The sequence below is a fragment of the Comamonas sp. JUb58 genome (assembly GCF_004364775.1).
GTDB lineage: Bacteria > Pseudomonadota > Gammaproteobacteria > Burkholderiales > Burkholderiaceae_C > Comamonas.
On sequence record NZ_SOAL01000010.1, the window covers coordinates 21,091 to 43,078 of the forward strand.

General features: G+C 61.8%; 28 protein-coding genes and 1 tRNA gene. 3 read left to right on the plus strand and 26 right to left on the minus strand.

Annotated features, from left to right (window positions below):
* The first annotated feature begins 178 nt into the window (after positions 1 to 178).
* Positions 179 to 487: a hypothetical protein gene (locus EDF71_RS12125; RefSeq protein ID WP_021027801.1), complete on the plus strand. Its 309-nt coding sequence runs from the start codon at positions 179 to 181 to the stop codon at positions 485 to 487.
* A gap of 79 nt (positions 488 to 566) precedes the next feature.
* On the opposite strand, the gene EDF71_RS12130 is transcribed toward EDF71_RS12125, so the two are convergent.
* The 6 genes from EDF71_RS12130 to petA form a co-directional block, all read right to left on the minus strand.
* Positions 567 to 642, minus strand: a tRNA-Thr gene (locus EDF71_RS12130).
* 49 nt (positions 643 to 691) lie between these two features.
* On the minus strand, positions 692 to 1,213 hold the full coding sequence (locus EDF71_RS12135; RefSeq protein WP_133856850.1) for a ClpXP protease specificity-enhancing factor: 522 nt from the start codon (positions 1,211 to 1,213) through the stop codon (positions 692 to 694).
* Between the two features lie 78 nt (positions 1,214 to 1,291).
* Complete coding sequence (locus EDF71_RS12140) at positions 1,292 to 1,903, minus strand: glutathione S-transferase N-terminal domain-containing protein (RefSeq protein ID WP_116927111.1); 612 nt, start codon at positions 1,901 to 1,903, stop codon at positions 1,292 to 1,294.
* Between the two features lie 123 nt (positions 1,904 to 2,026).
* Positions 2,027 to 2,791 carry a cytochrome c1 gene (locus EDF71_RS12145; protein ID WP_133856851.1) on the minus strand — a complete coding sequence of 255 codons (765 nt, stop codon included), beginning with the start codon at positions 2,789 to 2,791 and terminating at the stop codon, positions 2,027 to 2,029.
* An 18-nt stretch (positions 2,792 to 2,809) separates the two neighbouring features.
* On the minus strand, positions 2,810 to 4,258 hold the full coding sequence (locus EDF71_RS12150; RefSeq protein WP_133856852.1) for a cytochrome bc complex cytochrome b subunit: 1,449 nt from the start codon (positions 4,256 to 4,258) through the stop codon (positions 2,810 to 2,812).
* Between the two features lie 9 nt (positions 4,259 to 4,267).
* Positions 4,268 to 4,864, minus strand: a complete 597-nt coding sequence (gene petA, locus EDF71_RS12155) for a ubiquinol-cytochrome c reductase iron-sulfur subunit (protein ID WP_133856853.1) — start codon at positions 4,862 to 4,864, stop codon at positions 4,268 to 4,270.
* A gap of 131 nt (positions 4,865 to 4,995) precedes the next feature.
* Here petA and mscL point away from each other — a divergent pair, with 131 nt between their 5' ends.
* The gene (gene mscL, locus EDF71_RS12160) at positions 4,996 to 5,424 is read left to right on the plus strand and encodes a large conductance mechanosensitive channel protein MscL (RefSeq protein WP_133856854.1); all 429 of its coding nucleotides are present in this window, start codon (positions 4,996 to 4,998) and stop codon (positions 5,422 to 5,424) included.
* A gap of 72 nt (positions 5,425 to 5,496) precedes the next feature.
* On the opposite strand, the gene pdxA is transcribed toward mscL, so the two are convergent.
* From pdxA to EDF71_RS12180, 4 genes are all read right to left on the minus strand, one after another.
* Positions 5,497 to 6,549 (minus strand): 4-hydroxythreonine-4-phosphate dehydrogenase PdxA, encoded by a 1,053-nt coding sequence (pdxA, locus tag EDF71_RS12165; protein ID WP_133856855.1) that lies wholly within the window; start codon positions 6,547 to 6,549, stop codon positions 5,497 to 5,499.
* Positions 6,550 to 6,572: 23 nt separating this feature from the next.
* Complete coding sequence (locus tag EDF71_RS12170) at positions 6,573 to 7,325, minus strand: Nif3-like dinuclear metal center hexameric protein (protein ID WP_133856856.1); 753 nt, start codon at positions 7,323 to 7,325, stop codon at positions 6,573 to 6,575.
* Positions 7,326 to 7,427: 102 nt separating this feature from the next.
* Positions 7,428 to 8,750 carry an MFS transporter gene (locus EDF71_RS12175; protein ID WP_133856857.1) on the minus strand — a complete coding sequence of 441 codons (1,323 nt, stop codon included), beginning with the start codon at positions 8,748 to 8,750 and terminating at the stop codon, positions 7,428 to 7,430.
* Positions 8,751 to 8,934: 184 nt separating this feature from the next.
* Positions 8,935 to 9,198: a hypothetical protein gene (locus tag EDF71_RS12180; protein ID WP_133856858.1), complete on the minus strand. Its 264-nt coding sequence runs from the start codon at positions 9,196 to 9,198 to the stop codon at positions 8,935 to 8,937.
* A gap of 126 nt (positions 9,199 to 9,324) precedes the next feature.
* Between EDF71_RS12180 and EDF71_RS12185 the strand changes: the two genes are divergently transcribed.
* Complete coding sequence (locus EDF71_RS12185) at positions 9,325 to 10,488, plus strand: trypsin-like peptidase domain-containing protein (RefSeq protein ID WP_133856859.1); 1,164 nt, start codon at positions 9,325 to 9,327, stop codon at positions 10,486 to 10,488.
* Positions 10,489 to 10,664: 176 nt separating this feature from the next.
* Here EDF71_RS12185 and tatC read toward each other — a convergent pair whose 3' ends face one another.
* The 16 genes from tatC to EDF71_RS12265 all read right to left on the minus strand — a co-directional run bounded on the left by tatC (position 10,665) and on the right by EDF71_RS12265 (position 21,653).
* Positions 10,665 to 11,459, minus strand: a complete 795-nt coding sequence (gene tatC, locus EDF71_RS12190; RefSeq protein WP_133856860.1) for a twin-arginine translocase subunit TatC — start codon at positions 11,457 to 11,459, stop codon at positions 10,665 to 10,667.
* 138 nt (positions 11,460 to 11,597) lie between these two features.
* Complete coding sequence (tatB, locus tag EDF71_RS12195; protein ID WP_133856861.1) at positions 11,598 to 12,119, minus strand: Sec-independent protein translocase protein TatB; 522 nt, start codon at positions 12,117 to 12,119, stop codon at positions 11,598 to 11,600.
* A gap of 65 nt (positions 12,120 to 12,184) precedes the next feature.
* On the minus strand, positions 12,185 to 12,436 hold the full coding sequence (gene tatA, locus EDF71_RS12200) for a Sec-independent protein translocase subunit TatA (RefSeq protein WP_133856862.1): 252 nt from the start codon (positions 12,434 to 12,436) through the stop codon (positions 12,185 to 12,187).
* 103 nt (positions 12,437 to 12,539) lie between these two features.
* Entirely contained in the window at positions 12,540 to 12,896 is a 357-nt protein-coding gene (locus EDF71_RS12205) for a histidine triad nucleotide-binding protein (RefSeq protein ID WP_133856863.1), read from the minus strand.
* Between the two features lie 95 nt (positions 12,897 to 12,991).
* Positions 12,992 to 14,092 (minus strand): patatin-like phospholipase family protein, encoded by a 1,101-nt coding sequence (locus tag EDF71_RS12210; protein ID WP_133856864.1) that lies wholly within the window; start codon positions 14,090 to 14,092, stop codon positions 12,992 to 12,994.
* Entirely contained in the window at positions 14,085 to 14,474 is a 390-nt protein-coding gene (locus tag EDF71_RS12215) for a hypothetical protein (protein WP_133856865.1), read from the minus strand. The genes EDF71_RS12210 and EDF71_RS12215 overlap by 8 nt, the downstream gene beginning before the upstream one ends.
* Positions 14,471 to 14,848: a phosphoribosyl-ATP diphosphatase gene (locus tag EDF71_RS12220; RefSeq protein ID WP_133857021.1), complete on the minus strand. Its 378-nt coding sequence runs from the start codon at positions 14,846 to 14,848 to the stop codon at positions 14,471 to 14,473. Before EDF71_RS12220 ends, EDF71_RS12215 begins: the two co-directional genes overlap by 4 nt.
* A gap of 87 nt (positions 14,849 to 14,935) precedes the next feature.
* Positions 14,936 to 15,334 (minus strand): phosphoribosyl-AMP cyclohydrolase, encoded by a 399-nt coding sequence (hisI, locus tag EDF71_RS12225; protein WP_208301043.1) that lies wholly within the window; start codon positions 15,332 to 15,334, stop codon positions 14,936 to 14,938.
* Positions 15,335 to 15,444: 110 nt separating this feature from the next.
* Positions 15,445 to 16,224, minus strand: coding sequence for an imidazole glycerol phosphate synthase subunit HisF (gene hisF, locus EDF71_RS12230; protein ID WP_133856867.1), 780 nt, complete (start codon positions 16,222 to 16,224; stop codon positions 15,445 to 15,447).
* Between the two features lie 134 nt (positions 16,225 to 16,358).
* The gene (gene galE, locus EDF71_RS12235) at positions 16,359 to 17,369 is read right to left on the minus strand and encodes a UDP-glucose 4-epimerase GalE (protein ID WP_133856868.1); all 1,011 of its coding nucleotides are present in this window, start codon (positions 17,367 to 17,369) and stop codon (positions 16,359 to 16,361) included.
* 337 nt (positions 17,370 to 17,706) lie between these two features.
* Complete coding sequence (gene hisA / locus EDF71_RS12240; RefSeq protein WP_133856869.1) at positions 17,707 to 18,453, minus strand: 1-(5-phosphoribosyl)-5-[(5-phosphoribosylamino)methylideneamino]imidazole-4-carboxamide isomerase; 747 nt, start codon at positions 18,451 to 18,453, stop codon at positions 17,707 to 17,709.
* A 23-nt stretch (positions 18,454 to 18,476) separates the two neighbouring features.
* Positions 18,477 to 19,145, minus strand: a complete 669-nt coding sequence (gene hisH / locus EDF71_RS12245) for an imidazole glycerol phosphate synthase subunit HisH (RefSeq protein WP_133856870.1) — start codon at positions 19,143 to 19,145, stop codon at positions 18,477 to 18,479.
* 38 nt (positions 19,146 to 19,183) lie between these two features.
* Positions 19,184 to 19,813, minus strand: a complete 630-nt coding sequence (gene hisB, locus EDF71_RS12250) for an imidazoleglycerol-phosphate dehydratase HisB (RefSeq protein WP_133856871.1) — start codon at positions 19,811 to 19,813, stop codon at positions 19,184 to 19,186.
* Complete coding sequence (gene hisC, locus EDF71_RS12255) at positions 19,810 to 20,928, minus strand: histidinol-phosphate transaminase (RefSeq protein WP_133856872.1); 1,119 nt, start codon at positions 20,926 to 20,928, stop codon at positions 19,810 to 19,812. Before hisC ends, hisB begins: the two co-directional genes overlap by 4 nt.
* A 27-nt stretch (positions 20,929 to 20,955) precedes the next feature.
* Positions 20,956 to 21,396: a PIN domain-containing protein gene (locus tag EDF71_RS12260; protein ID WP_133856873.1), complete on the minus strand. Its 441-nt coding sequence runs from the start codon at positions 21,394 to 21,396 to the stop codon at positions 20,956 to 20,958.
* Positions 21,393 to 21,653 (minus strand): DUF6364 family protein, encoded by a 261-nt coding sequence (locus EDF71_RS12265; RefSeq protein ID WP_027010710.1) that lies wholly within the window; start codon positions 21,651 to 21,653, stop codon positions 21,393 to 21,395. The genes EDF71_RS12260 and EDF71_RS12265 overlap by 4 nt, the downstream gene beginning before the upstream one ends.
* Positions 21,654 to 21,988 lie beyond the last annotated feature (335 nt).

Sequence of the window (21,988 nt, forward strand, 5' to 3'; positions counted from 1 at the left end):
TAGTGATTAGTGTTGTGTCAGATGGAGGCAATGACCCCGGCTTCAATACCGGGAACGACGCCTGCCGAATAAAACATTCTACAACCCTGAATAGAATGCGTTGTGGCAGGTGCATTGCAATGTACGGCTATCGCCCCCGGCCTGCCCCTGACACCCTCTTCCCAGCTCTGATCCAGCCATGATTCAGCCCCAACGTCGGCATTTCGCCGTCACCGTAGAACAAGCCGCGAGCGAGGCGCCCACCTTGGCCAGCCTGGTGGCATTGACGCGGGAGTCTGCCACCCGCTTCAAGCTGGTGGAGCCGCTGATCCCGCCGATGCTGCGCGCCTCGATCAAGCCCGGGCCCATCGATGGCGACCAGTGGTGCCTGCTGGTGGCCAACAATGCCTGCGCCGCCAAGATGAAGCAGCTGCTGCCGGCAATGGCCGCCCATCTGCGCGTCAAAGGCTACCCAACGGCTGACATTCGCCTCAAAGTACTGCGCTGAGCGACTCCGCCAGCGCCATTGAACGCCGCCAGACGCAAAAAAGCCGTTCACAGCATGTGCTGAGAACGGCTTTGGAATCTGGTGCCGGTTATCGGAATCGAACTGATGACCTACCGCTTACAAGGCGGTTGCTCTACCAACTGAGCTAAACCGGCAACACTCGGCATTCTATACGGGATTGCCCGCAACAAAGCCGAATGAGGCCTATTTGACCAGTTTGAGTGACGGCTTGCCGGCCTTGCCAGCGCGGCCTGGCGGGTTGCCATCGGGAGCCGGTGGCTCGTCGCTGGAGGTCACGACCTGCATGACCGGCGGCGCAGCGTTGGCCTCGCCAGCGGGTTCAGCCGCTTCGCCAGCACCTTCCAATGCCGCCATCGCGATATCGGCATCGTCATCGAGCAGGTCTTCGGGTGGCGGGAAGCCCATACCCTGGCCGGTTTCACGCGCAAAAATGGCAACCACGCGGCTGACGGGCACCATGATGTCGCGCGGCACACCACCAAAACGGGCGGTGAACTCGATGTAGTCATTGCCCAGCTTGAGCGCACTGGTCGCGTCATAGCTGATGTTGAGCACGATTTCGCCGTCTTTGACAAACTCACGCGGCACCAGCACTGTCTTGTCGACACGAACGCTCAGGTACGGGGTCAGGCCATTGTCATTGCACCACTCCACCCAGGCGCGGATCAGGTACGGCTGGGTGGATGTTGTCTGGATTTCACTCATAGGACACTTTCTGCGCTCTCCAGCGCCGCAGAGCTTGGCCCCGCAGCGCTGCCCGCCCAGTGGCGGGCCAGGCGGCTTTTACTTGCGCATGACCTTTTCGGACGGCGTCAGCGCCTCGATGTAGGCAGGACGCGAGAAGATGCGCTCGGCATACTTGAGCAGCGGGGCTGCATTCTTGGAAAGCTCGATGCCGTAGTAATCCAGGCGCCAGAGCAGCGGCGCAATAGCCACGTCCAGCATCGAGAAGTTCTCGCCCAGGATGAACTTGTTCTTCAGGAACACCGGAGCCATCTGGGTCAGACGGTCGCGGATCTGTGCGCGGGCCTTTTCCAGTGCCTTCTCGTTGCCCTTGACGGCGCGCTCTTCCAAGGTGTGCACGTGGGTGAACAGCTCTTTTTCGAAGTTCAGCAGGAACAGGCGCACACGGGCGCGCTCGACCGGGTCACCGGGCATCAGCTGTGGATGGGGGAAGCGCTCGTCGATGTACTCGTTGATGATGTTCGACTCGTACAGGATCAGGTCGCGCTCAACCAGGATAGGTACCTGGCCGTAGGGGTTCATCACACTGATGTCTTCGGGCTTGTTGAACAGGTCCACATCGCGGATCTCGAAATCCATGCCTTTTTCAAACAGCACAAAGCGGCAGCGGTGGGAGAAAGGGCAGGTCGTTCCCGAATAAAGCACCATCATGGTGAGAGGCTCCTCAAAATCAAAAAAGAGTGGACTGCAGTCAATGCCGCCCACTCTACACAAATCGGCTACCCAAATTCAAGCCCTGCTCACAGGGCCTGAACCGGCTGCACGCAAATACGTTTACTTCACGTCTTTCCAGAACGCCGCATTCAGGCGCCAGGTGATGAAGATGAGTCCCAGCAAAAATATCAACACCCCGACGCCGACGCGCATGCGGGTGTTCTGGCTGGGATCACCCATCCATTGTAGATAGTTCACCAAATCACCCACACTCTTATCGAATTCGGTGGAGTTCATCTTGCCAGGCGTGACCTGCTGCCAGCCGGTAAACACCTGGGTCTTGTGCCCATGCTCCTCAACCTCTTTGTAGATCGGCACCCGCACACCTTGCAGTTCCCAGAGCACATGGGGCATGCCCACCGAGGGGAAGGCCATGTTGTTCCAGCCGGTAGCCTTGGTGTCATCTTTGTAGAAACCGCGCAGGAAGGTGTAGAGGTAGTCCGCACCCGTGCCCTGGTGGCCGGCACGCGAGCGTGCCACCAAGGTCAGGTCAGGTGGATTGGCGCCAAACCACTCCTTGGCCTGCTTGGGATCGATGGCCGCCTTCATGGTCTCGCCCACCTTGTCGGTGGTGAACAGCAGGTTGTCTTTGATCTGCTGCTCGGTCAGGCCAATATCCTGCAGACGGTTGTAGCGCATGAATGCGGCCGAATGGCAGCTGAGACAGTAGTTCACAAACAGCTTGGCGCCGTTTTGCAAGGAGGTGGTGTTGGTGGTGTCGGGCTTGAACTTGTCCCAGGCTACGCCGCCTTCGGCCGCCTGCACGGCGCCGGCCCCTAAAAGCATGCCCAGACCCAGGCATGCGGAGAGAATGATTTTTTTCATCGTGGGGTGCTTTCTGGTTCAGTGCGCATGGAAGGTGACACGCTCAGGCACCGGCTTGGGTGTGCCCTTGCGGCTCCACCACGGCATCAGCAGAAAAAAGCCAAAGTAGAACAAGGTACCCACTTGCGAGACCTTTTCGCCAATCGGCGATGGCGGCTGCACCCCCAGATAGGCGAGCACCACGAAGTTCACGACAAACACCGCGTACACATACTTGTGCCAGTGCGGGCGGTAGCGGATGGAGCGCACCGGGCTGTGGTCCAGCCAGGGCAGGAAGAACAGGATGATCACCGCCAGGCCCATCACCACCACACCCCAGAACTTGGCGTCGATACCGCCCAGCGCTGCAATGCCCGTGAACGCAAAGGCGCCAAACATGGCCAGCACCACCAGGCCAACCAGCACCAGCAGCCCTTTGAGAATGGTCGCCATGCGGGTCTTGATGCAGACATAGGCCACAGCAGCGACCAGGATCACCGACAAGGCCACCATCATCTCGCCGGTGATGGCACGCAGCATCGAGTAGAACGGCGTGAAGTACCAGACAGGCGCGATGTGGTTGGGCGTCTTGAGCGGATCGGCCGGGATGAAGTTGTTGTATTCGAGGAAATAGCCACCCATTTCCGGCGCAAAGAACACGATGGCCGAGAAGATGAACAGGAACACCGCCACGCCAAACAGGTCATGCACCGTGTAGTACGGGTGGAAAGGCACGCCATCGAGCGGCCGGCCCTGTGCATCCTTGGGCGCATTGGGGCCCTTGATCTCGATGCCATCGGGGTTGTTGGAGCCCACATCGTGCAGGGCCAGCAAGTGCGCGGCGACCAGGCCCAGCAGCACCAGCGGCACGGCAATCACGTGGAAGCTGAAGAAGCGGTTCAGAGTAGCATCGCCCACCACATAGTCGCCACGGATCAGCAGGGCCAGATCCGGGCCGATGAAGGGAATGGCCGAGAACAGGTTGACGATCACCTGGGCGCCCCAGTACGACATCTGGCCCCAGGGCAGCAGGTAGCCCATGAAGGCCTCGGCCATCAGGCACAGAAAGATCGCGCAGCCAAAGACCCAGACCAGCTCACGCGGCTTGCGGTAGCTGCCATACAACAGGCCCCGGAACATGTGCAGATAGACCACGACAAAGAAGGCCGAGGCGCCGGTGGAATGCATGGTCCGGATCAGCCAGCCCCAGGGCACATCGCGCATGATGTACTCCACCGAGGCAAAGGCTTTTTCGGCATCCGGCTTGTAGTGCATCACCAAGAAGATGCCGGTGACGATCTGAATCACCAGCACCAGTAGCGCGAGCGAGCCGAAGATGTACCAGAAGTTGAAGTTCTTCGGTGCGTAGTACTCCGACATATGGACCCGGTAGGCCTCAAATGCCGTAGGAAAGCGGTTCTCCAGCCAGTTGCCGGCCTTGGCGCCCAAGGTGGCGTTCGGCGATATCTCCTTGAATTCGTGTGCCATGGCGCCTCCTTATGCTTTTTTATCTTCGCCAATCAGCAGCTTGGTATCGCTCAGATACTGGTGCGCTGGCACTTCGAGGTTGTCGGGCGCGGGCTTGTTCTTGAACACGCGGCCGGCCAGGTCAAAGGTCGAGCCGTGGCAGGGGCAGAGAAAGCCGCCTTTCCAGTCATCGGGCAGCGAAGGCTGGGGGCCGGGCTGGAGCTTGTCGGTGGGGGAGCAGCCCAGGTGGGTGCAGATACCGATCACCACCAGCACCTCGGGCTTGATGGAACGGGTTTCGTTCTTAGCGTAGTCTGGTGTCGGATAAGCCGTGCGCTCGGACTTGGGGTCAGCCAACTGGCCATCGAGCTGAGGCAGCTCGGCAATCTGCTCGGGGGTGCGGCGCAAAATCCAGATCGGCTTGCCGCGCCATTCGGCGGTGATTTTCTCGCCAGGCTTGAGATCCGAGATATCCACTTCAACGGCAGCGCCGGCGGCTTTGGCCTTTTCTGAAGGACTGAAGGAGCTGACAAAGGGAACCGCAGTGGCGACTCCTCCGACAGCACCTGCGCATCCCGACGCTATCAGCCACGTCCTTTTACTGGAGTCGATGGAAGAATCACTCATGGGGCTCCTTGGTCAACGCTTATATCTCGGTTTTTGCGGATTGTATGAAGTGTCTTGCCCATCATGCAATGCGCCGAAACCCTTGAAGCTGAGCGATACTAGGCGTCATGTTTATTTGACAGGAGCAGCGCATGAGCTTCATGAAGGAATTCCGCGAGTTTGCGGTCAAGGGCAATGTGATGGATCTGGCCGTTGGTGTGATCATCGGCGCCGCTTTTGGCAAGATCGTCGATTCGGTCGTGAACGACCTGATCATGCCCCTCGTCGGTTTGGTCTTTGGCAAGCTGGACTTCTCCAATCTCTTCGTGGTGCTGGGCACCATTCCCGATGGCGTGCCACGCACGCTCGACGCACTGAAAAAAGCGGGCATTCCGGTGTTTGCCTATGGCAACTTCATCACCGTCGCGGTGAACTTCGCAATCCTGGCCTTCATCATTTTCCTGATGGTCAAACAGATCAACCGCCTCAAGCGCGACACGCCACCGCCAGCACCGGCAGCCACCCCAGAAGATGTGGTGCTGCTGCGTGAAATCCGCGACAGCCTGCAGCAAAAGCGTTGATTTTTTGCAACAAAGAAGCAGAAATTCTGCTTCTTTGGCTCAGCCACCCAGCAGCCTTTCGAGGCTGCTTTTTTATGCCTGCTGCTGCCCTGCGGCCAAGCGGCGTGCCATCTGTACCGCCGCGATCAGGCTGGCTGCATCGGCCAGGCCCTGGCCGGCAATATCAAAGGCCGTGCCATGGTCCGGGCTGGTGCGCACCAGCGGCAAGCCCAAGGTCACGTTGACGCCCTCGTCCAGCCCCAGGTACTTCACGGGGATCAGGCCCTGGTCGTGGTACATGGCCACCACCACATCAAAGGCACCGGGGTGCTCGGCGCTGTGGCGGGCGCGCATAAAGACGGTATCGGGCGGCTCCGGGCCAATCACCTGCATGCCCCATGCCTGCGCTGCGGCTACGGCGGGCGCAATGTGCTCCAGCTCCTCGCGGCCCATCAGGCCGGCCTCGCCGGCATGGGGGTTGAGCCCTGCCACCGCAATCCGGGGCGGGCGCCCCAGCGCACGCAGCAGGGCCTCATGGGTGATGCGGATGGTCTCCAGCACCTGCTCCTGGGTCACCGCCTCGATGGCATCGCGCAGCGATACATGGATGCTCACCAGCACGGTGCGCAGGGCCTCGTTGGCCAGCATCATGCGCACGGGCATCTGGGCCAAAGGCACTCCAGCATGCTCGGCCGCTTCGGCCTGCAGCAGCTCGGTGTGGCCGGGGAAGGCCAGCCCTGCCAGATGCAGCGCCTCCTTGTTCAGCGGTGCCGTTACCAAACCAGCAATCCGGCCTTGCAAGGCCTGGCGCGCAGCCCAGCGCACACACTCGGCAGCGGCACGCCCGGCCTCGGCCTGCACCTGGCCAAAGGGTAAGGGCCCCGGCAAACCTGGCAGCGACAGCACCGGCATGCAGCGCGGCGGCACTTGCCAGGCCTCTTGCGGGTCAGCGATCTCGGCCACCGGCAGCGCGCAGTGGCCCGGGCCCTGCAGGAGCTGCGCGGCACGGCGCATGGTCTGCAGCTCGCCCACCACAAAGCAGCCCTGCATCAACGCAGGGGCATCGCGAAAGGCCTTGGCCACGATTTCCGGGCCAATGCCGGCAGGGTCGCCCTGGGTGATGGCGAGCAAGGGAGCGGAGTGCAAGGGCATGTCCTTAGGAGAAAGCCTCAGGCGGGGTTGTCGATATCGATAAAGTGGTGCGCCACACCCAGTTGCTGGGCCACGGCGGCCGCAGCGGCGGGCGCGCCGTAGCGCTCGGTGGCATGGTGACCGGCCGCAAAAAAGCTCACGCCGGTCTCACGCGCCAGGTGGGCCTGGGGTTCGGATATTTCACCGGTCAAAAAGCCATCGGCGCCGGCAGCCATCGCGGCCTCGAAGAAGCCCTGGGCGCCACCGGTGCACCAGGCCATACGGCGGATGGGGCGCGGCGTCTCGCCCGTCACCAGGGTGACGGAGCGGCCCAGGGTCTGTTGTATGTGTGCAGCGACTTGCGCGGGTGGCAGCGCATCCAGGCTGCCGATAAAACCCAGCTCCTGGTCGCCAAAGCGGGCATCGGCCTGCCAGCCCAGCTGCGCTCCCAGTTGGGCGTTGTTGCCAAGCTCCGGGTGCGCGTCCAGCGGCAGGTGGTAGGCGAAGAGATTGATGTCGTGCTTGATCAGCAGCTCGATGCGCTGCTTCATCCAGCCGGTGATGCGGCCGTCGTAGCCACGCCAGAACAAGCCATGGTGCACAAAGATGGCATCGGCCTGGGCGGCAATGGCCGCCTCGATCAGCGCCCGCGATGCCGTGACACCGCTGACCAGCTTGCGGATCTCCGCCTTGCCCTCCACCTGCAAACCATTGGGGCCATAGTCTTTGAAGCGGGCGGGCTGCAGCAGCGCATCAAAGGCCTGCAGCATGTCTTGGCGGGTCGTAGTCATGCCCGATTGTCTCAGACCTGTGCGGCGCGCCACCCCAGAATCAAAAAACCCGCTGATGCCAGGCATGCAGCGGGTTCCAGGGGCCATCAGCCAGAAGCGGCTTTACTTCTTGGCGACCCAGCCTTTGACGGCCAGCGGCCAGAAGCCCATGGCCACGCCCAGCACGCCCATGGCGGCCACATAGTGGGCAGGCGCCATCACATCGGCCTGCTGCCAGACGGACACCAGCATCGGCGTCAAACCACCGAACACGGCATAGGCCATGTTGTAGGAGAAGGACAGACCCGTGAAGCGCACTTCAGGCGGGAAGGCGCGCACACCGACGACGGGCAGCAGCGAGATCGCACCCACAAAGAAGCCCACCAACGCATAGGTCCAGATCAGCGAGATCTCGGTGCCTGGCAGGTTCAGGTAGAACAGATAGGCAGTCACGGCCATGCCGCCCCAACCCAGCACCATGGCGGCACGCGTGCCCCATTGGTCAGACAGCCAGCCCCAGAACACGCAACCAATGGTCAAGGTCACGGTCGCCACGGCATTGGCCTTCAGGGCCACCGCTGGCGCGATATGGAAGACCTTTTGCAGGTAGGACGGCGTGAACAGAATCACCACCACCACGGCGGTGGACAGGATCCAGGTCATCAGCGCCACGACCACGCTGGCTTCGCGGTGGTCGCGCAGGATGGTCTTCAGCGGCAGTTCGCGGTCCACCTGCTTGCGGGCCTGCATCTCCTGGAAGATGGGCGTCTCATGCAGGAACTTGCGCAGGTACACCGACACCAGGCCAAACACGCCACCCAGAATGAAGGGAATGCGCCAGGCCCAGTCATGGATCTCCGCAGGGCTGTAGACGCTGTTGAGCCAGACGCCAATGATCGAGCCCAGGAAAATACCGCCGGTGATGCCGGAGGTCAGCGAGCCAATGGCAAAGCCGTAGCGCTTGGCAGGGGCATGTTCCGCGACAAACACCCAGGCGCCCGGCATCTCACCACCAATCGCAGCGCCTTGCAGCACGCGCATGGCCAGCAGCAGGATGGGCGCGGCCAGACCGATGCTTTCATAGGTGGGCAGCAGGCCAATCACCAAGGTGGGCACCGCCATCAGGAACACCGACAGGGTGAACATCTGCTTGCGGCCCAGGATGTCGCCAAAGTGGGCAATCAGGATGCCGCCAATGGGGCGGGCCAGGTAGCCGGCCGCAAAAATGCCCAGCGTCTGCAGCTGGCGCATCCAGTCAGGCATCGACGCCGGGAAGAACAGCGAGCCCAGTACGTTGGCAAAAAATACAAACACCACAAAGTCATAAAACTCCAGGGTGCCGCCCAGGGCCGACAGGCCCAGGGTCTTGTAATCGTTCCGGTTCAAAGGCCGGTTGGCAGGCGAGGCGGCTTGGGCCCCACCTTGGTCAGCAGTCAGCGAAGTCATGTGTCCTCTACATTCCAGAGCAGGACAGCGCAAAGCACAGCGCGTTGTGGGCGCATATCAAGGGGTTCGGTGAAACCCGGGATGGCGGGAGTCAGGGCAAGCGAGAGGAGAGATGGACCCGTTCGCAGGGAACCACGATGAGCTGAAGAGCGCAGTCAAAAGGTTGGGGAACCATTCTAGGTACTTACCCTTTTGGCTCCGGCGGTGTCACGAAAAGTATCCCCTGCTGCTGGGGCATGGTGCCGCAGTGCTTGCCAACATCGGCGCAGACATTGTTCCGCAAGCAACTGATTTTGGTGGTTTTCACAAAAAATCCAGCGGATTGGTCTTGTTTGGAGAACAATGTCGCGTCCATGACATCGTGAACCGCGATGGACTGCATCGCAGATGACAGCGAGATGCACCAGAATGTTGGCAGCGTGCTGGCCTGCATCGCCGATTTCTGCATCCTCGCCTTGCTACCGCATCCGCCGCCCCCCTGGCGCCAAGCCCGGTGCCATAATCGATAGCAATGCTCTGCGCCGCTTCTGGCTGTCAGCCAGGCGCGGCCACCTCACACCCAATCCCAGGTTTTATGAAACGCCTCTGGCTCCTTTTCGCGCAATCGGTCACCGTCTTGCTGGCCCTGTACTTTATCGTTGCCACTTTGCAACCGGGCTGGCTGCAGCGCAACAACGCAGTACGCAGCAATGCCGGCATTGCCTTGATCGAGGCGCCGCAAAGTGAGGCCAACCGCGCCAGTGTGGCCACCAGCAGCTTCAGCCCGGCGGCCAAAAAGGCCTCGCCGGCCGTGGTCAGCATCAATACCAGCACGGCAGTGCGCCACCCGCGCGCCAATGATCCCTGGTTCCAGTTCTTCTTTGGCGACCAGGGTGTGCAGAACCAGGCGGGCCTGGGCAGCGGCGTGATCGTCAGTCCCGATGGCTATGTGCTCACCAACAACCATGTGGTGGAAGCCGCCGACGACATCGAGGTGACCCTGACCGATGGCCGCAAAGCCAAGGGCACCGTCATTGGCACCGATCCCGAGACGGACCTGGCCATCCTCAAGATCAGCCTGGACAAGCTGCCCGTCATCGTGCTGGGCAATTCCGATTCGGCCGAGGTGGGCGACCAAGTGCTGGCCATTGGCAACCCCTTTGGCGTGGGCCAGACTGTCACCAGCGGCATCATCAGCGCGCTGGGCCGCAGCGAGCTGGGCATCAACACCTTCGAGAACTTCATCCAGACCGATGCAGCCATCAACCCCGGCAACTCGGGCGGCGCGCTGGTCGATGTCAATGGCAACCTGGTCGGCATCAACACCGCCATCTATTCGCGCTCGGGCGGCAGCATGGGCATTGGTTTTGCCATTCCCGTGGCCCTGGCCAAGAACGTACTCGACAGCATCGTGCGCGACGGCAAGGTGACCCGTGGCTGGATCGGCGTCGAGCCCAACGACCTGACACCCGAGCTGGCCGAGACCTTTGGTGTCAAGGCAGACACCGGCGTGATCATCACCGGCGTGCTGCAAAGCGGCCCTGCCGCCAATGCCGGCATCCGCCCAGGTGATGTGATTACCCAGATCGGCGACATGCAGGTGCACCATGTGCAAAGCCTGCTGACCGCTGTGGCTGCCCTCGTACCCGGTACCACATCGGAGGTGCAACTGCGCCGTGGCGACCAGAGCCTGACCCTGCCAATCACCCCCGGCACGCGCCCGGTCAACAACCGCGCGATGCCACAAGGCCGGCGTTAAGCCCTGGCGGGGCGCCTTGGTGTCGCCCTCGCCTTTGGTCCCTCTTCAAACAGATGAGTGCCTGGCTCATCGAACCCGACCTTCGCCACTACGCCGCTCCAGCCCCAGCAACAACAAAGCCCCGGCTGACCTCAGGTCAGCACGGGGCTTTGGCTTATCTGGCGGACTGGCGGCGATCAGGCGGCTGCGTCAGCGTCGGTTTCTTCTTCCTTCTTGGGCTGGTTGCGCGAGAACCAGGTGGCGCCCAGGATACCGACCTCATACAGAATGCACATGGGCACGGCCAGCGAAATCTGCGACAGCACGTCCGGTGGGGTGACCACGGCAGCGATGACAAAGGACAGCACGATGAAGTAGCCGCGGAACGACTTGAGCTTGGCGATTTCCACGATACCCAGGCGCACCAGCAAGATCACCACAATGGGCACCTGGAAGGCCAGGCCAAAGGCCAGGTAGAGCGACAGGATCGCTTCGACATAGGAAGAAATATCCGGCGTGGCCGCCACGCTCGACGGCGTGAAGTGCTGGATAAAACCAAACATGCGATCGAGCACGAACAGCTGCACAAAGGCAATGCCGGCATAGGCCAGCAGGCTGCCAAAGAAGATCAGCGGCAGCGCAAACTTGCGCTCATGCATGTACAGGCCCGGGGCCACAAAGGCCCAGAGCTGGTACATGATCCAGGGCAAGGCCAGCAAAACGGCCGCCATGCCCAGCACCTTCAGCGGCACGATAAAGGGCGAGAACACGCCCACCGCAATCAGCTTGGCATCGGGCGGCATGTGCATCTTGATCGGATGCGCAATGAAATTCATCAGCCCATCGGGGCCGGGCCAGATGGCCAGCAACACCAGTGCCACCAGCACGCCACCAATGCTGTAAAGCAGCCTATCGCGCAGCTCCATCAGGTGCTGCACAAAGGGCTGCTCGGTGCCGGCCAGCTCGTCTTCTTTAGAAGGGGTTTCGGACATGGGGATATCTGTTGCGAATCAAGGCCTCGCCGGAGCACAGCGCGTTAGCGCAGGCTGCACGCTGGCGGGCCGATGGAAATACCAGTGAGAAAACATGCCAACGCGCGGCTCCCGGAGCGGGCTGCGTTGCGGGCGCCATCACAGGCCAGACGATGGCTTTTTGGGCCGGAAACGTGCCACGCGTGCCGCGCCCGACTGCACATGGGTACGTACACCCGCTTGGTGCTTGTACCACTGGGGCGTCGCGCCGCGCTTTAGGCGCCAGTTCTTGCGGGGGTGGTGGTAGACCGGCGCCACCGTCGATGCCGAGCCGCTGTCATAGCTCTCGGCATAGGGATCCGCAGTGTAGAAACTGTCGTCGCTGCCAGACGAAGCCAGGCCATTGGCCTGGTCGTTGAGGTTTTTCTCGAAGTCTGCCGAATTGGTGCGGATGGTGTTTTCCACATCCCGCGCGGCCGACTCGACGTTGTCCTTCATCTTGCGCAGCTCGTCGAGTTCCATCGAGCGATTGACCTCGGACTTGACGTCGTTGACATAGCGCTGCGCCTTGCCCAGCAAGGTGCCTACCGTGCGTGCAACGCGCGGCAGTTTTTCAGGGCCAATGACGATCAGTGCCACCGCACCGATCAAGGCCATCTTGGAGATACCGAGATCAAACATTCCAACCCCATCGAATGCACACAAGCGGTTGCTGCGGCTTGCCCGCAGCCCCTGTCATGCGCACATCAGCCCTTGTTCTTGGCTTCGACGTCGATGGTGGTGTTCTTGTCAGCCACAGGCGACTGACCCACTTGCTGTGCGGTGGTCGTCGTGGACGCAGCTGGCGAGGCGGATTCGCCGCCGTCCTTGATACCGTCCTTGAAGCCTTTGACGGCACCACCCAGATCGGTGCCGATGTTCTTGAGCTTCTTGGTACCAAATACCAGCACCACGATGAGCAGAACAATCAGCCAATGCCAAACAGAAAAGGAACCCATGAAATTCTCCTAGCGAATATGCGCATTTTAGACGCCTTGGGCATCTAAAGGTTTCGTAATACTGTCACAGGACGAGGGCTTCCCCCCGCTGCCCGTGCAGGGCTCAGCCCTTTTTCCAGGGGCGGGGGCCACCCAGCAGGTGGATGTGCAGATGGTGCACTTCCTGGCCGCCCTCTTCGCCGGTGTTGACCATCAGCCGGAAACCACCTTGCGGATAGGGGTTGCAGCCGTTATCCAGCGCCAGTTGCGGCGCCTTAGCCAGCATGCGGCCCAGCAAAGGAGCCTGCTCGGCCCCCACCTGCGCCATCGAGGCGATGTGCAGCTTGGGCACCATCAGCAAATGCACGGGCGCTGCCGGATGGATGTCCTTGAACACCAGCATGTCTTCGTCTTCATAGACCTTGCTCGACGGGATCTGGCCGGCAATGATTTTGCAAAAAAGGCAGTCGGGATCGTGCATAAACTTCTTATCTCTCAAAACATGGGTGCCACAGATGCAGACAGCCCGCAGTAACAGTCACGGTGCAAGCAGCAAGCGTGCCAACAACCAGTAGATTACACCTTGAAACCGGACCGCACACCGACATCGGCCCGGTGTTTGGTCAGCCAGTTCTCGCCGGAGACACGGCCCCGCTCACACAGTTCACGCACAAAAGGCGCATCGGAGCGGTTCTTGCTCGACGCGCCATAGCTCTTGAGCACGGACCCACCATCCACATGGTGCATCAGCATGTACTTGTAGCGCTCCCGGTCCAGCTTGCCTTCGTCCAAAAGCCGGCGCACAAAGCCCATCGCACGCAGCTCGGCCAGCAAGCTGGCGTTGAAGGTGATCTCATTGATGCGGTCCATGATGTCCTGGACGTTGGTCGGCACCTCGTTGTATTCAATCGGGTTGAGCTGCACCAGCAGCACATCGCTGTTGCCCGTCTGGTAGATCAGCGGATAGAGCAAGGGGTTGCCGGAGTAGCCGCCATCCCAGTAGTACTGGTCCTTGATCTCGACCGCCTTGTACATCATCGGCAGGCAGGCCGAGGCCATCACCGCATCAGCCGTCAGCCGCTTGCCGCTGAAGACTTCGCCCTTGCCGGTGCGCACATTGGTGGCACAGACAAACACGCGGGGCGCATTGCGGCCCTGCTCGTGCTGGAGAAAGTCAAAATCCACCACCTTTTCCAGCAGACGCCGCAAGGGGTTGATATCAAGGGGGTTGGTCTGGTAGGGCGAGAGCCATTGGCTCATCATGTCCCAGATGGCCTTGCCGGCCATCGGCACGCCCGCCATCAGACTGCCCATGGTGCCCACACCTTCCCAGAACTGCTTGAGGGATTCGCGGGCCGATTCGCAGCCCGCGTCATGGGCTTTGCGCTTGTCGCTCTCGGTGGCGGCTACCTTGCCATAGCCATAGGCCATCACCACGGCATTCATGGCCCCGGCGCTGGTGCCACTGATACCTTCCACCCACAGACTGCGGTCGGCCAGCAGGGCATCGAGAACGCCCCAGGTAAAGGCGCCATGCGAGCCGCCGCCCTGCAAGGCCAGGCTGATGGGCGGCGTGTTCTCATCCACCCCCTTGGAGCGGGGCACCCGTTTGGGCGCTTCGGCCTCTGCCGGGGCTGGTGGCTCAGGCGCTTCGGGTGGGGGCGTGTGGCTAGCCATTGATGGCCTGGTCTTTGTTCATCGTCAGCATGCCACGCACGATGCGGTAGAGGAACCAGATAGAAATGAGGGTCCAGGCAATCCAGCCGGGAACGAGAAAAAGAATCCACAACGGTGCAGTAACGACATACAAAATGCCGGCCCAGATAACGCTGCGAATGCGCCAGGAGAAATGGCTTTGCTGCCAGGTGCCCTGCGCATCGCCGCGCTTGACCAGGTCAATGACCAGCGCAATCAGCAGCAGCACGATGCTGGCCTGGGCGCTGGGCACCACCGCTGCCACGGCCACAATCAGGTGCAGCAGGTAGCTGACCCAGCCCCAGGTCTTGAGGCTTTCCATCGCAGCCGAATCCACGGTCTTCACGTCGACAACGTCATTCATGCGGAACTCCCTTCTTCAGCTTCTCGGTCCTTCACCTTGCGCATCGCCTTTTCTTCCAGGCCACTGAGGCCTTCACGGCGCGCCAGTTCGTTGACCACATCGGCGGGGCTCAGGCCATAGTGGGCCAGTGCCACCATCGTATGAAACCACAGATCAGCCACTTCGTACACCAGTTTGGAGGCCGGTGCGCCATGGTCCACATCCTTGGCGGCCATTACCACTTCGGTCGCCTCCTCCCCCACCTTCTTCAAAAAGGCATCCGGGCCTTTGTGCAGCAAACGGGCCACATAGCTGGCCTCAGGATCACCGCCGTTGGAAGGTTTGCGCGACTCCAGCACCTCGGCCAGACGCATCAAGACATCGGTAGAGGACATGGCAGCGGAAGAGGAGGTATCGGTCATAACGAAAATATAGCGAAGCAGCCGCCCAGGGCTGCAGGAAGTCGGATCCAGGGACAGGGATTATTTGTAGATCGATTCCGGGTCTTTCAAGACCGGATCGACCGCTTGCCACTGGCCATCGCGCAACACGCTGTAAAAACAGCTGTGGCGACCGGTATGGCAGGCAATGCCCGGCTCATGTCCAGTCTGGGTCACACTCAGCAGCACCACATCGTTGTCGCAGTCAATGCGGATCTCATGCACGTTCTGCACATGGCCGGATTCCTCGCCCTTGAACCAGAGCTTGCCGCGCGAGCGGCTGAAGTACACCGCCCGGCCCAACTCGGCCGTATGGGCGAGCGCCTCGCGGTTCATCCAGGCAAACATCAGCACATCCTTGGTGTGCTGTTCCTGCGCAATGACGGGCACTAGGCCCTGCGCGTCCCATTTCACTTGATCGAGCCAGTTCATGCGGGGAATTGTCTCGCATTCAATGCAGGTATGCGCAATGCAGGGAGAAACAGCCGCAAAACAGCAACGGCGCCAAAGGCGCCGTCATTGGGTAGTGTCCAAGCCCAGAAGGCCGAGCTTTACAGCCGCACGGGGATGCCGCGCTCGCGCATACGCTCTTTGGCTTGCTGCACAGTGAACTCGCCATAGTGGAAGATGCTCGCCGCCAGCACCGCATCGGCACCGCCTTGCTGCACACCATCAGCCAAGTGGTCCAGATTACCCACACCACCCGAGGCGATGACCGGCACGCCCACGGCATCGGCCACGGCACGGGTCAGGGCCAGGTCAAAACCAGACTTGGTGCCATCGCGGTCCATGCTGGTGAGGAGGATCTCTCCGGCGCCGCGCGCGGCCATGTCGCTGGCCCAGCGCACAGCGTCCATCCCGGTGTTCTTGCGCCCGCCATGGCTGTAGACATCCCAGCCCTCACCGCGCTCGATGACATCCTGGCCTTGGCGGCGCTTGGCGTCGATGGCAACCACAATGCACTGCGAGCCGTAGCGATCGCTGGCGGCATTGATGACGGAAGGATCGGCGATGGCTGCAGAGTTGAAGCTGGTTTTGTCGGCACCGGCATTGAGCAGGCGCCGCACATCGGCCACCGTACGCACACCGCCGCCCACGGTCAGCGGAATGAAGACCTGGCTGGCAACCGCCTCGATGATCGGCAAGATCAAATCGCGGCCATCGCTGGTCGCGGTAATGTCGAGAAAGGTCAGCTCATCCGCGCCCTGGCTGTTGTAGCGTGCCGCAATCTCCACCGGATCGCCGGCATCGCGCAGTTCGACAAAGTTGACACCTTTGACGACGCGGCCGCCAGTGACGTCGAGGCAGGGAATGATGCGTTTGGCAAGCATGGAAGATCTCTTGGCAGATGGGAGCGGTGGCGATAGCGCCAGACGGGCAAAACGATAACACGCCCAGCCTGGGCGCGCAGGCTGCGGGGCCAGAAAAAAGCCTGGTGCTGTTGGGCTACCAGGCTAGTGATTCATCAATGCACGCTGCGGCCGGTGCCGATCTGCCAGCGCCAGACATCTTCCATCATGCGATCGAGGCCCAGCTTGGGCTGCCAGCCCAGTTGCGTGCGGGCCTGCGTGATGTCGGCCCAGCAGTGGGCAGCATCGCCGGCGCGGCGGGCGCCGATGCGGAAAGGTACCGCCCGGCCGTTGGCATGTTCAAAAGCGCGCACCAGGCCCAGCACCGAGGTGGGCTGGCCCGACCCAATATTGAAGCGGGACAGACCCGGATGGCTGCGCAAATACGGCAAGGTCGCCACATAGGCACGGGCCAGGTCCATCACATGCAGGTAATCGCGCACGGGAGTGCCATCAGGCGTGGGGTAGTCACCGCCATAAATGCGCAGGCCATCGCGCTTGCCAGCAGCCACCTGGGCCAGATAAGGCGCTACGTGCGACGACATGCGCGGCGGGTCTTCGGCAATCAGGCCGCTGTCATGGCAGCCCACGGCGTTGAAGCTGCGCAGCAAGGCCATGCGCCAGCGCTTGGGCGAGGCCTCGTCGAGGCTGCTGAGCACCTGCTCCACCATCAGTGCCGTCTGGCCATAGGGCGTGCAGGCCGACAGCGGCGCGTCCTCGCGCACCGGGTGCGGTGCCGGATCGCCGTAGACCACCGACGAAGAAGACACCACCAGGTTGCGCAAACCGGCCGTCTGCATGGCGCGCAGCAGGCCGATGGTGCCCGAGACATTGTTGTCGTAGTAACGCAGTGGCTCGCGAGCAGCATCGGCCGAGGCGGTCAGAAAGGCGCTGTGGATCACGGCATCGAAGTGCTGCTCATCGAACAGCTGCTCAAGCACCGCCACATCGCGCACATCGGCGTCGATGCAGGGCGGCGCAAAGCCGAGGATCTTGCCCAGCCGCGTGATGACCGAACGCCTTGCATTGCTGAAGTTATCCAGAATCAGGAACGGCATGCCGGCCTCGGCCAAGGCAATGCAGATATGAGAGCCAACATAGCCGGCTCCGCCAGTCACGAGTATCACAGGGGGCTTTCAAAGAGGTCTTGCAGAATGCGCTATCCAAGACTTCTATGGACTCCAGCATCCTGACCAATTGCTCATTGTCCAATAAGCCACAGTTATGTGAAACCTCGGCCCGTCATAAGAAGCTGCCATAGGTAACAACTAGCATTTGTTGACATTCCTTAAATTCGCAGTCACTACACGGACTTAAAAGCGCGCTGTAGTCCAGCTCCCACAGGCTTGGCGCTGGAAGAAAACCAGGGTTGCATACAAACTGTTTCAATTAACACAGATGTAGAAAAGGCCACCCTGGGGTGGCCTTGCGCTGCAGTGCGGTTGCAGCAGGTGGGCGGGCGGCTTAGACGCTGTCGCTCAGCTGGTCGGCGCGCTCCTGGGCGGCCGCAAAATCCAGGTCACCGGTGTAGATGGCGCGACCGCAGATGACGCCTTCGACGCCTTCGGGCTCGGCCTTGCACAGGGCCTCGATATCGGCCATGCCCGACAGACCGCCGGAGGCAATGACGGGGATCTTGATCGCCTGGGCCAGCTTGACGGTGGCTTCCATGTTGATGCCGCTGAGCATGCCGTCGCGACCGATGTCGGTGTAGATGATGGATTCCACACCCCAGTCCTCAAAGCGCTTGGCCGTCTCGATGACCGAGTGCTGGGTGATCTTGCTCCAGCCATCGGTGGCAACCATGCCGTCCTTGGCATCGAGGCCGACGATGATATGGCCGGCAAAGGCCGTGCAGGCGTTCTGCAGAAAGCCGGGGTCCTTGACCGCGGCCGTGCCGATGATCACGTAGCGCATGCCGGCATCGATGTATTTCTCGATGGTGTCCAGATCGCGGATGCCGCCACCCAGCTGCACCGGCAGCTCGTCACCAAATTCCTTCAGGATAGCCTTGATGACCGGCAGGTTCTTGGGCTGGCCGGCAAAGGCGCCGTTGAGGTCCACCAGATGCAGGCGGCGCGCGCCCGCATCGAACCAGCGGCGGGCGACCGCAACCGGGTCTTCACCAAAGGTAGTGGATTGGTCCATATCGCCTTGCTTGAGGCGTACGCAGTGACCGTCCTTGAGGTCAATCGCAGGAATGAGCAGCATGGTAGTGGGCTGACGGTGAAAATTTAAGGGTTCCAGTGCAGGAAGTTGCGGTAGAGCGCCAGGCCCTGGTCCGCACTTTTTTCTGGATGAAACTGGGTCGCGAAGATGTTGTCTCGGCCAATGGCGCAGGCAAAGCGCTCGCCATACTCGGCCCAGCCGTGGCACTGGGCATCACTGGCAGGGGCCGCATAAAAGCTGTGGACAAAATAGAAATAGGACTGGTCGGGCACGCCCTGCCAGACCGGGTGGGGCTGGCCGCCATGGGCTTGTTGCTGCACCTGGTTCCAGCCCATCTGCGGCACCTTGAAGCGGCTGCCATCGGCCTGGGTGCGGCCCGCCAGTTGGAACTTGCGCACCTGGCCAGCGATCAGGCCCAGGCCCGGGGTGTCGCCCTCTTCGCTGTGGTCCAGCAGCATCTGCATGCCCACGCAAACGCCGAACATCGGCTTGTTGCGGGCCGCTTCCAGCACGCTGTCCTGCAGGCCCGAGGCCTTGAGCTCGGCCATGCAGTCACGCATGGCGCCCTGGCCTGGCAACACGATGCGGGTGGCAGCACGCACCACCTCGGGGTCGGCCGTCACCACCACGGCCACGGATGAGCCCGCGGCCGCCGCCTGCACGGCCTGCGACACCGAGCGCAGATTGCCCATGCCGTAGTCCACCACGGCAACGGTATTGGATGAAGTTGTCATAGCAAGAATGAAGTGTAGCGGCTGCCGCCAACGGCAGCTTACAGGGAGCCCTTGGTGGACGGTATCACGCCCGCCATGCGGGGATCATGCTCCAACGCAAAACGCAATGCGCGCGCAAAGGCTTTGAAGATGGTCTCGCACTGGTGGTGGGCATTGAAGCCCTTGAGGTTGTCGATGTGCAAGGTCACGCCGGCATGGTTCACAAAGCCCTGGAAGAACTCGTACACCAGCTGCGTATCAAGCTGGCCAATGCTGCCGGCGGTGAATTTCACATCCATGTGCAGACCCGGGCGGCCGGAGAAATCGATCACCACGCGGCTCAGCGCCTCATCGAGCGGCACATAGGCATGGCCATAGCGGCGGATGCCCTTTTTGTCGCCAATGGCGATCGCAAAAGCCTGGCCCAGGGTGATGCCGATGTCCTCGACGGTGTGGTGGCCGTCGATGTGCAGGTCACCGGCGCATTCGATGTCCAGGTCGATCAGGCCATGGCGCGCGATCTGGTCCAGCATGTGGTCCAGAAAGCCGATGCCCGAGTTCAGCCGGGCATGGCCCGTGCCGTCCAGGTCGACACGCACCTGGATGCGGGTCTCGGCGGTGTTGCGGGCTACCTCGGCCGTGCGGTGCAGCGGCGTGGCGGTCGATGGGGTGGGCACCAGATGGTTCATAGAGACTCCTTGAGCGCCGCCAGCATGCGGGCATTTTCTTCACGGGTGCCCACGGTCAGCCGCAGGCACTGGGCCAGCAGCGGGTGCATGGCCGACACATTCTTGACGAGCACGCCACGCGCCTTCATCGCCGCCTGGGTCTTGCCCGCATCGTCCACGCGCATCAGCACCATATTGGCTTCCGACGGCCAGACCTTGCGCACGCCGCTGAGCGCCTGCAGCGCGTCGATCAGCGGCTGGCGTTCTGCGCGGATGGCGCGGGCCTGCTCGGCATAGAGCGCCTCGTTCTCCAGCGCAAAAATGGCCGTCTCGCAGTTGAGCACGCTGATGTTGTAGGGCGGGCGCACCTTGTCGATCTCATTGACGATGACCGCCGGCCCCACCAGGTAGCCCAGGCGCGCACCGGCGAGACCAAACTTGGACAGGGTGCGCATCAGCAGCACATGCGCATTGCGCGCAGGGTCAGCACGCATCTGGTCGATCCAGCTGCGGCTGGCAAAGGGCTGGTAGGCCTCGTCCATCACCACCAGGCCACCCACCTCCGCCACCGCATCGATGACGGCCAGCACCTTGTCGTCGTCCCACAGGGTCGCGGTTGGGTTGTTGGGGTAGGCGATATAGGTGATGGCCGGCTTGTGCGCGGCAATGGCGGCCTGCATCGCGGGCACATCCAGGTCAAAGTCTGCTGTCAGATTGACGCCGACAAAGTCCAGGCCCTGCAGCTGGGCGGACATCGGGTACATCACAAAACCCGGCATCGGCGCGAGCATCTTGGCGCGGCCCTCGGCATGGGGCTGCGCCGTGGCCAGCGCCAGCAAGGTGATGATCTCGTCCGAGCCATTGCCCAGCAGCACGGCCGTGCCCGTGGGTGCGCCCACATAGTCGGCCAGCATTTTCTTGAGCGTCTCCAGGCGCTCGCCCGGGTAGCGGTTGATCTCCAGCGCGCCCAGCCGCTCGCCCAGCTTTTGCTGCAGCGCGTCTGGCAGGCGGTAGGGGTTCTCCATGGTGTCCATCTTCAGCAGACCCTTGGAATCTTGCACATGGTAGGCCTGCATGGCGCGCACATCGGCGCGGATGCGTTGCAGGGCCTGCAGAGACTTGTCTTGAGAGGTCATCACATCACTCTTTCACATCAGGAATATTCAGGCTTTGGTCTGGGCCGGGGCGGCCTGGCGCAAGGGGTGCACGATGGTCACGCCACCAAACTCGGCGCCATGGGGCAGGTGGAGGCTGAGCATCTGCTGGCAGCCACTGTGCTGGGCGCAGGCGACTGCCAGGCAATCGCCAAAGTCCAGGGCATGGCGCGCCTGCACCGCCCAGGCGGTCTCCAAGGTGGCGGCATCAGTTTTCCAGGGCGTCCAGCTTTGGTAGCGGCGGATGGCGGCGCGCGCATCGCCTTGGGGCATAGGGTTGGCCGCCGTGGTGACCTGGTCGTAGAACTCGCTCAGCGCCTGGTTGCCGGTGCGGCCGGTGCGGCTGCTCCATAGCAGGTCGAGCCAGTCCAAGGTCGCCTGGTAGAGCGCGGCGTCCGAGACGTTCTCTGCGGCGACCAGCACCGAGGTATCGACAAACACGGTGCTCATGCGCCCTCCTGCCCGGTCTTGCGGCGGCCGCCGATTTTGCGTGCCGCAGCGGCCCCACCCTGAGGCGTTGCACCGCCTTGCCAGCTGCGCTCGTCCGTGCGCCAGGCCAGGTAGGCGCGCTCGTAGGCGTCCTCGCGCTGCTGGAGCTCGGCCATAAAATCTCCTACCATGCGCGAGACGCTGGTGCCACGCCGTGCGGCCTCAACCCGGGCCCATTCCAGCACGCTGTCTTCCACAGTGATGGTGAGATTTTTCATGCGGCCGATTTTACACGAAATTCGTGCAACACGAATTTCGTGTAGCCAATCCAGACTAGAGCAATCGGACGTTGCGGGCACTATCATCAGGGCAGCCAAGCCTAAGAACCTGTTCGAAGTCTCTACGCAGCCGCGTTGGAGTGCAATCGGGATGAGTTCGAAGCGATGGTCCGCAGCTTGCACCGGGGTGCAAGCAAGGGCCAGCGCGAAGAAATCGCCCGATTTCACTCCAACCCGTAGGGACAGTGGCTTTGCGCTGCCCGGGAAGGGAGCGGTCTGCGTCGTTGCAAATCCTCGCAATAGCATGGCTATTGCTGCGGTATTGCGCGGCTGGG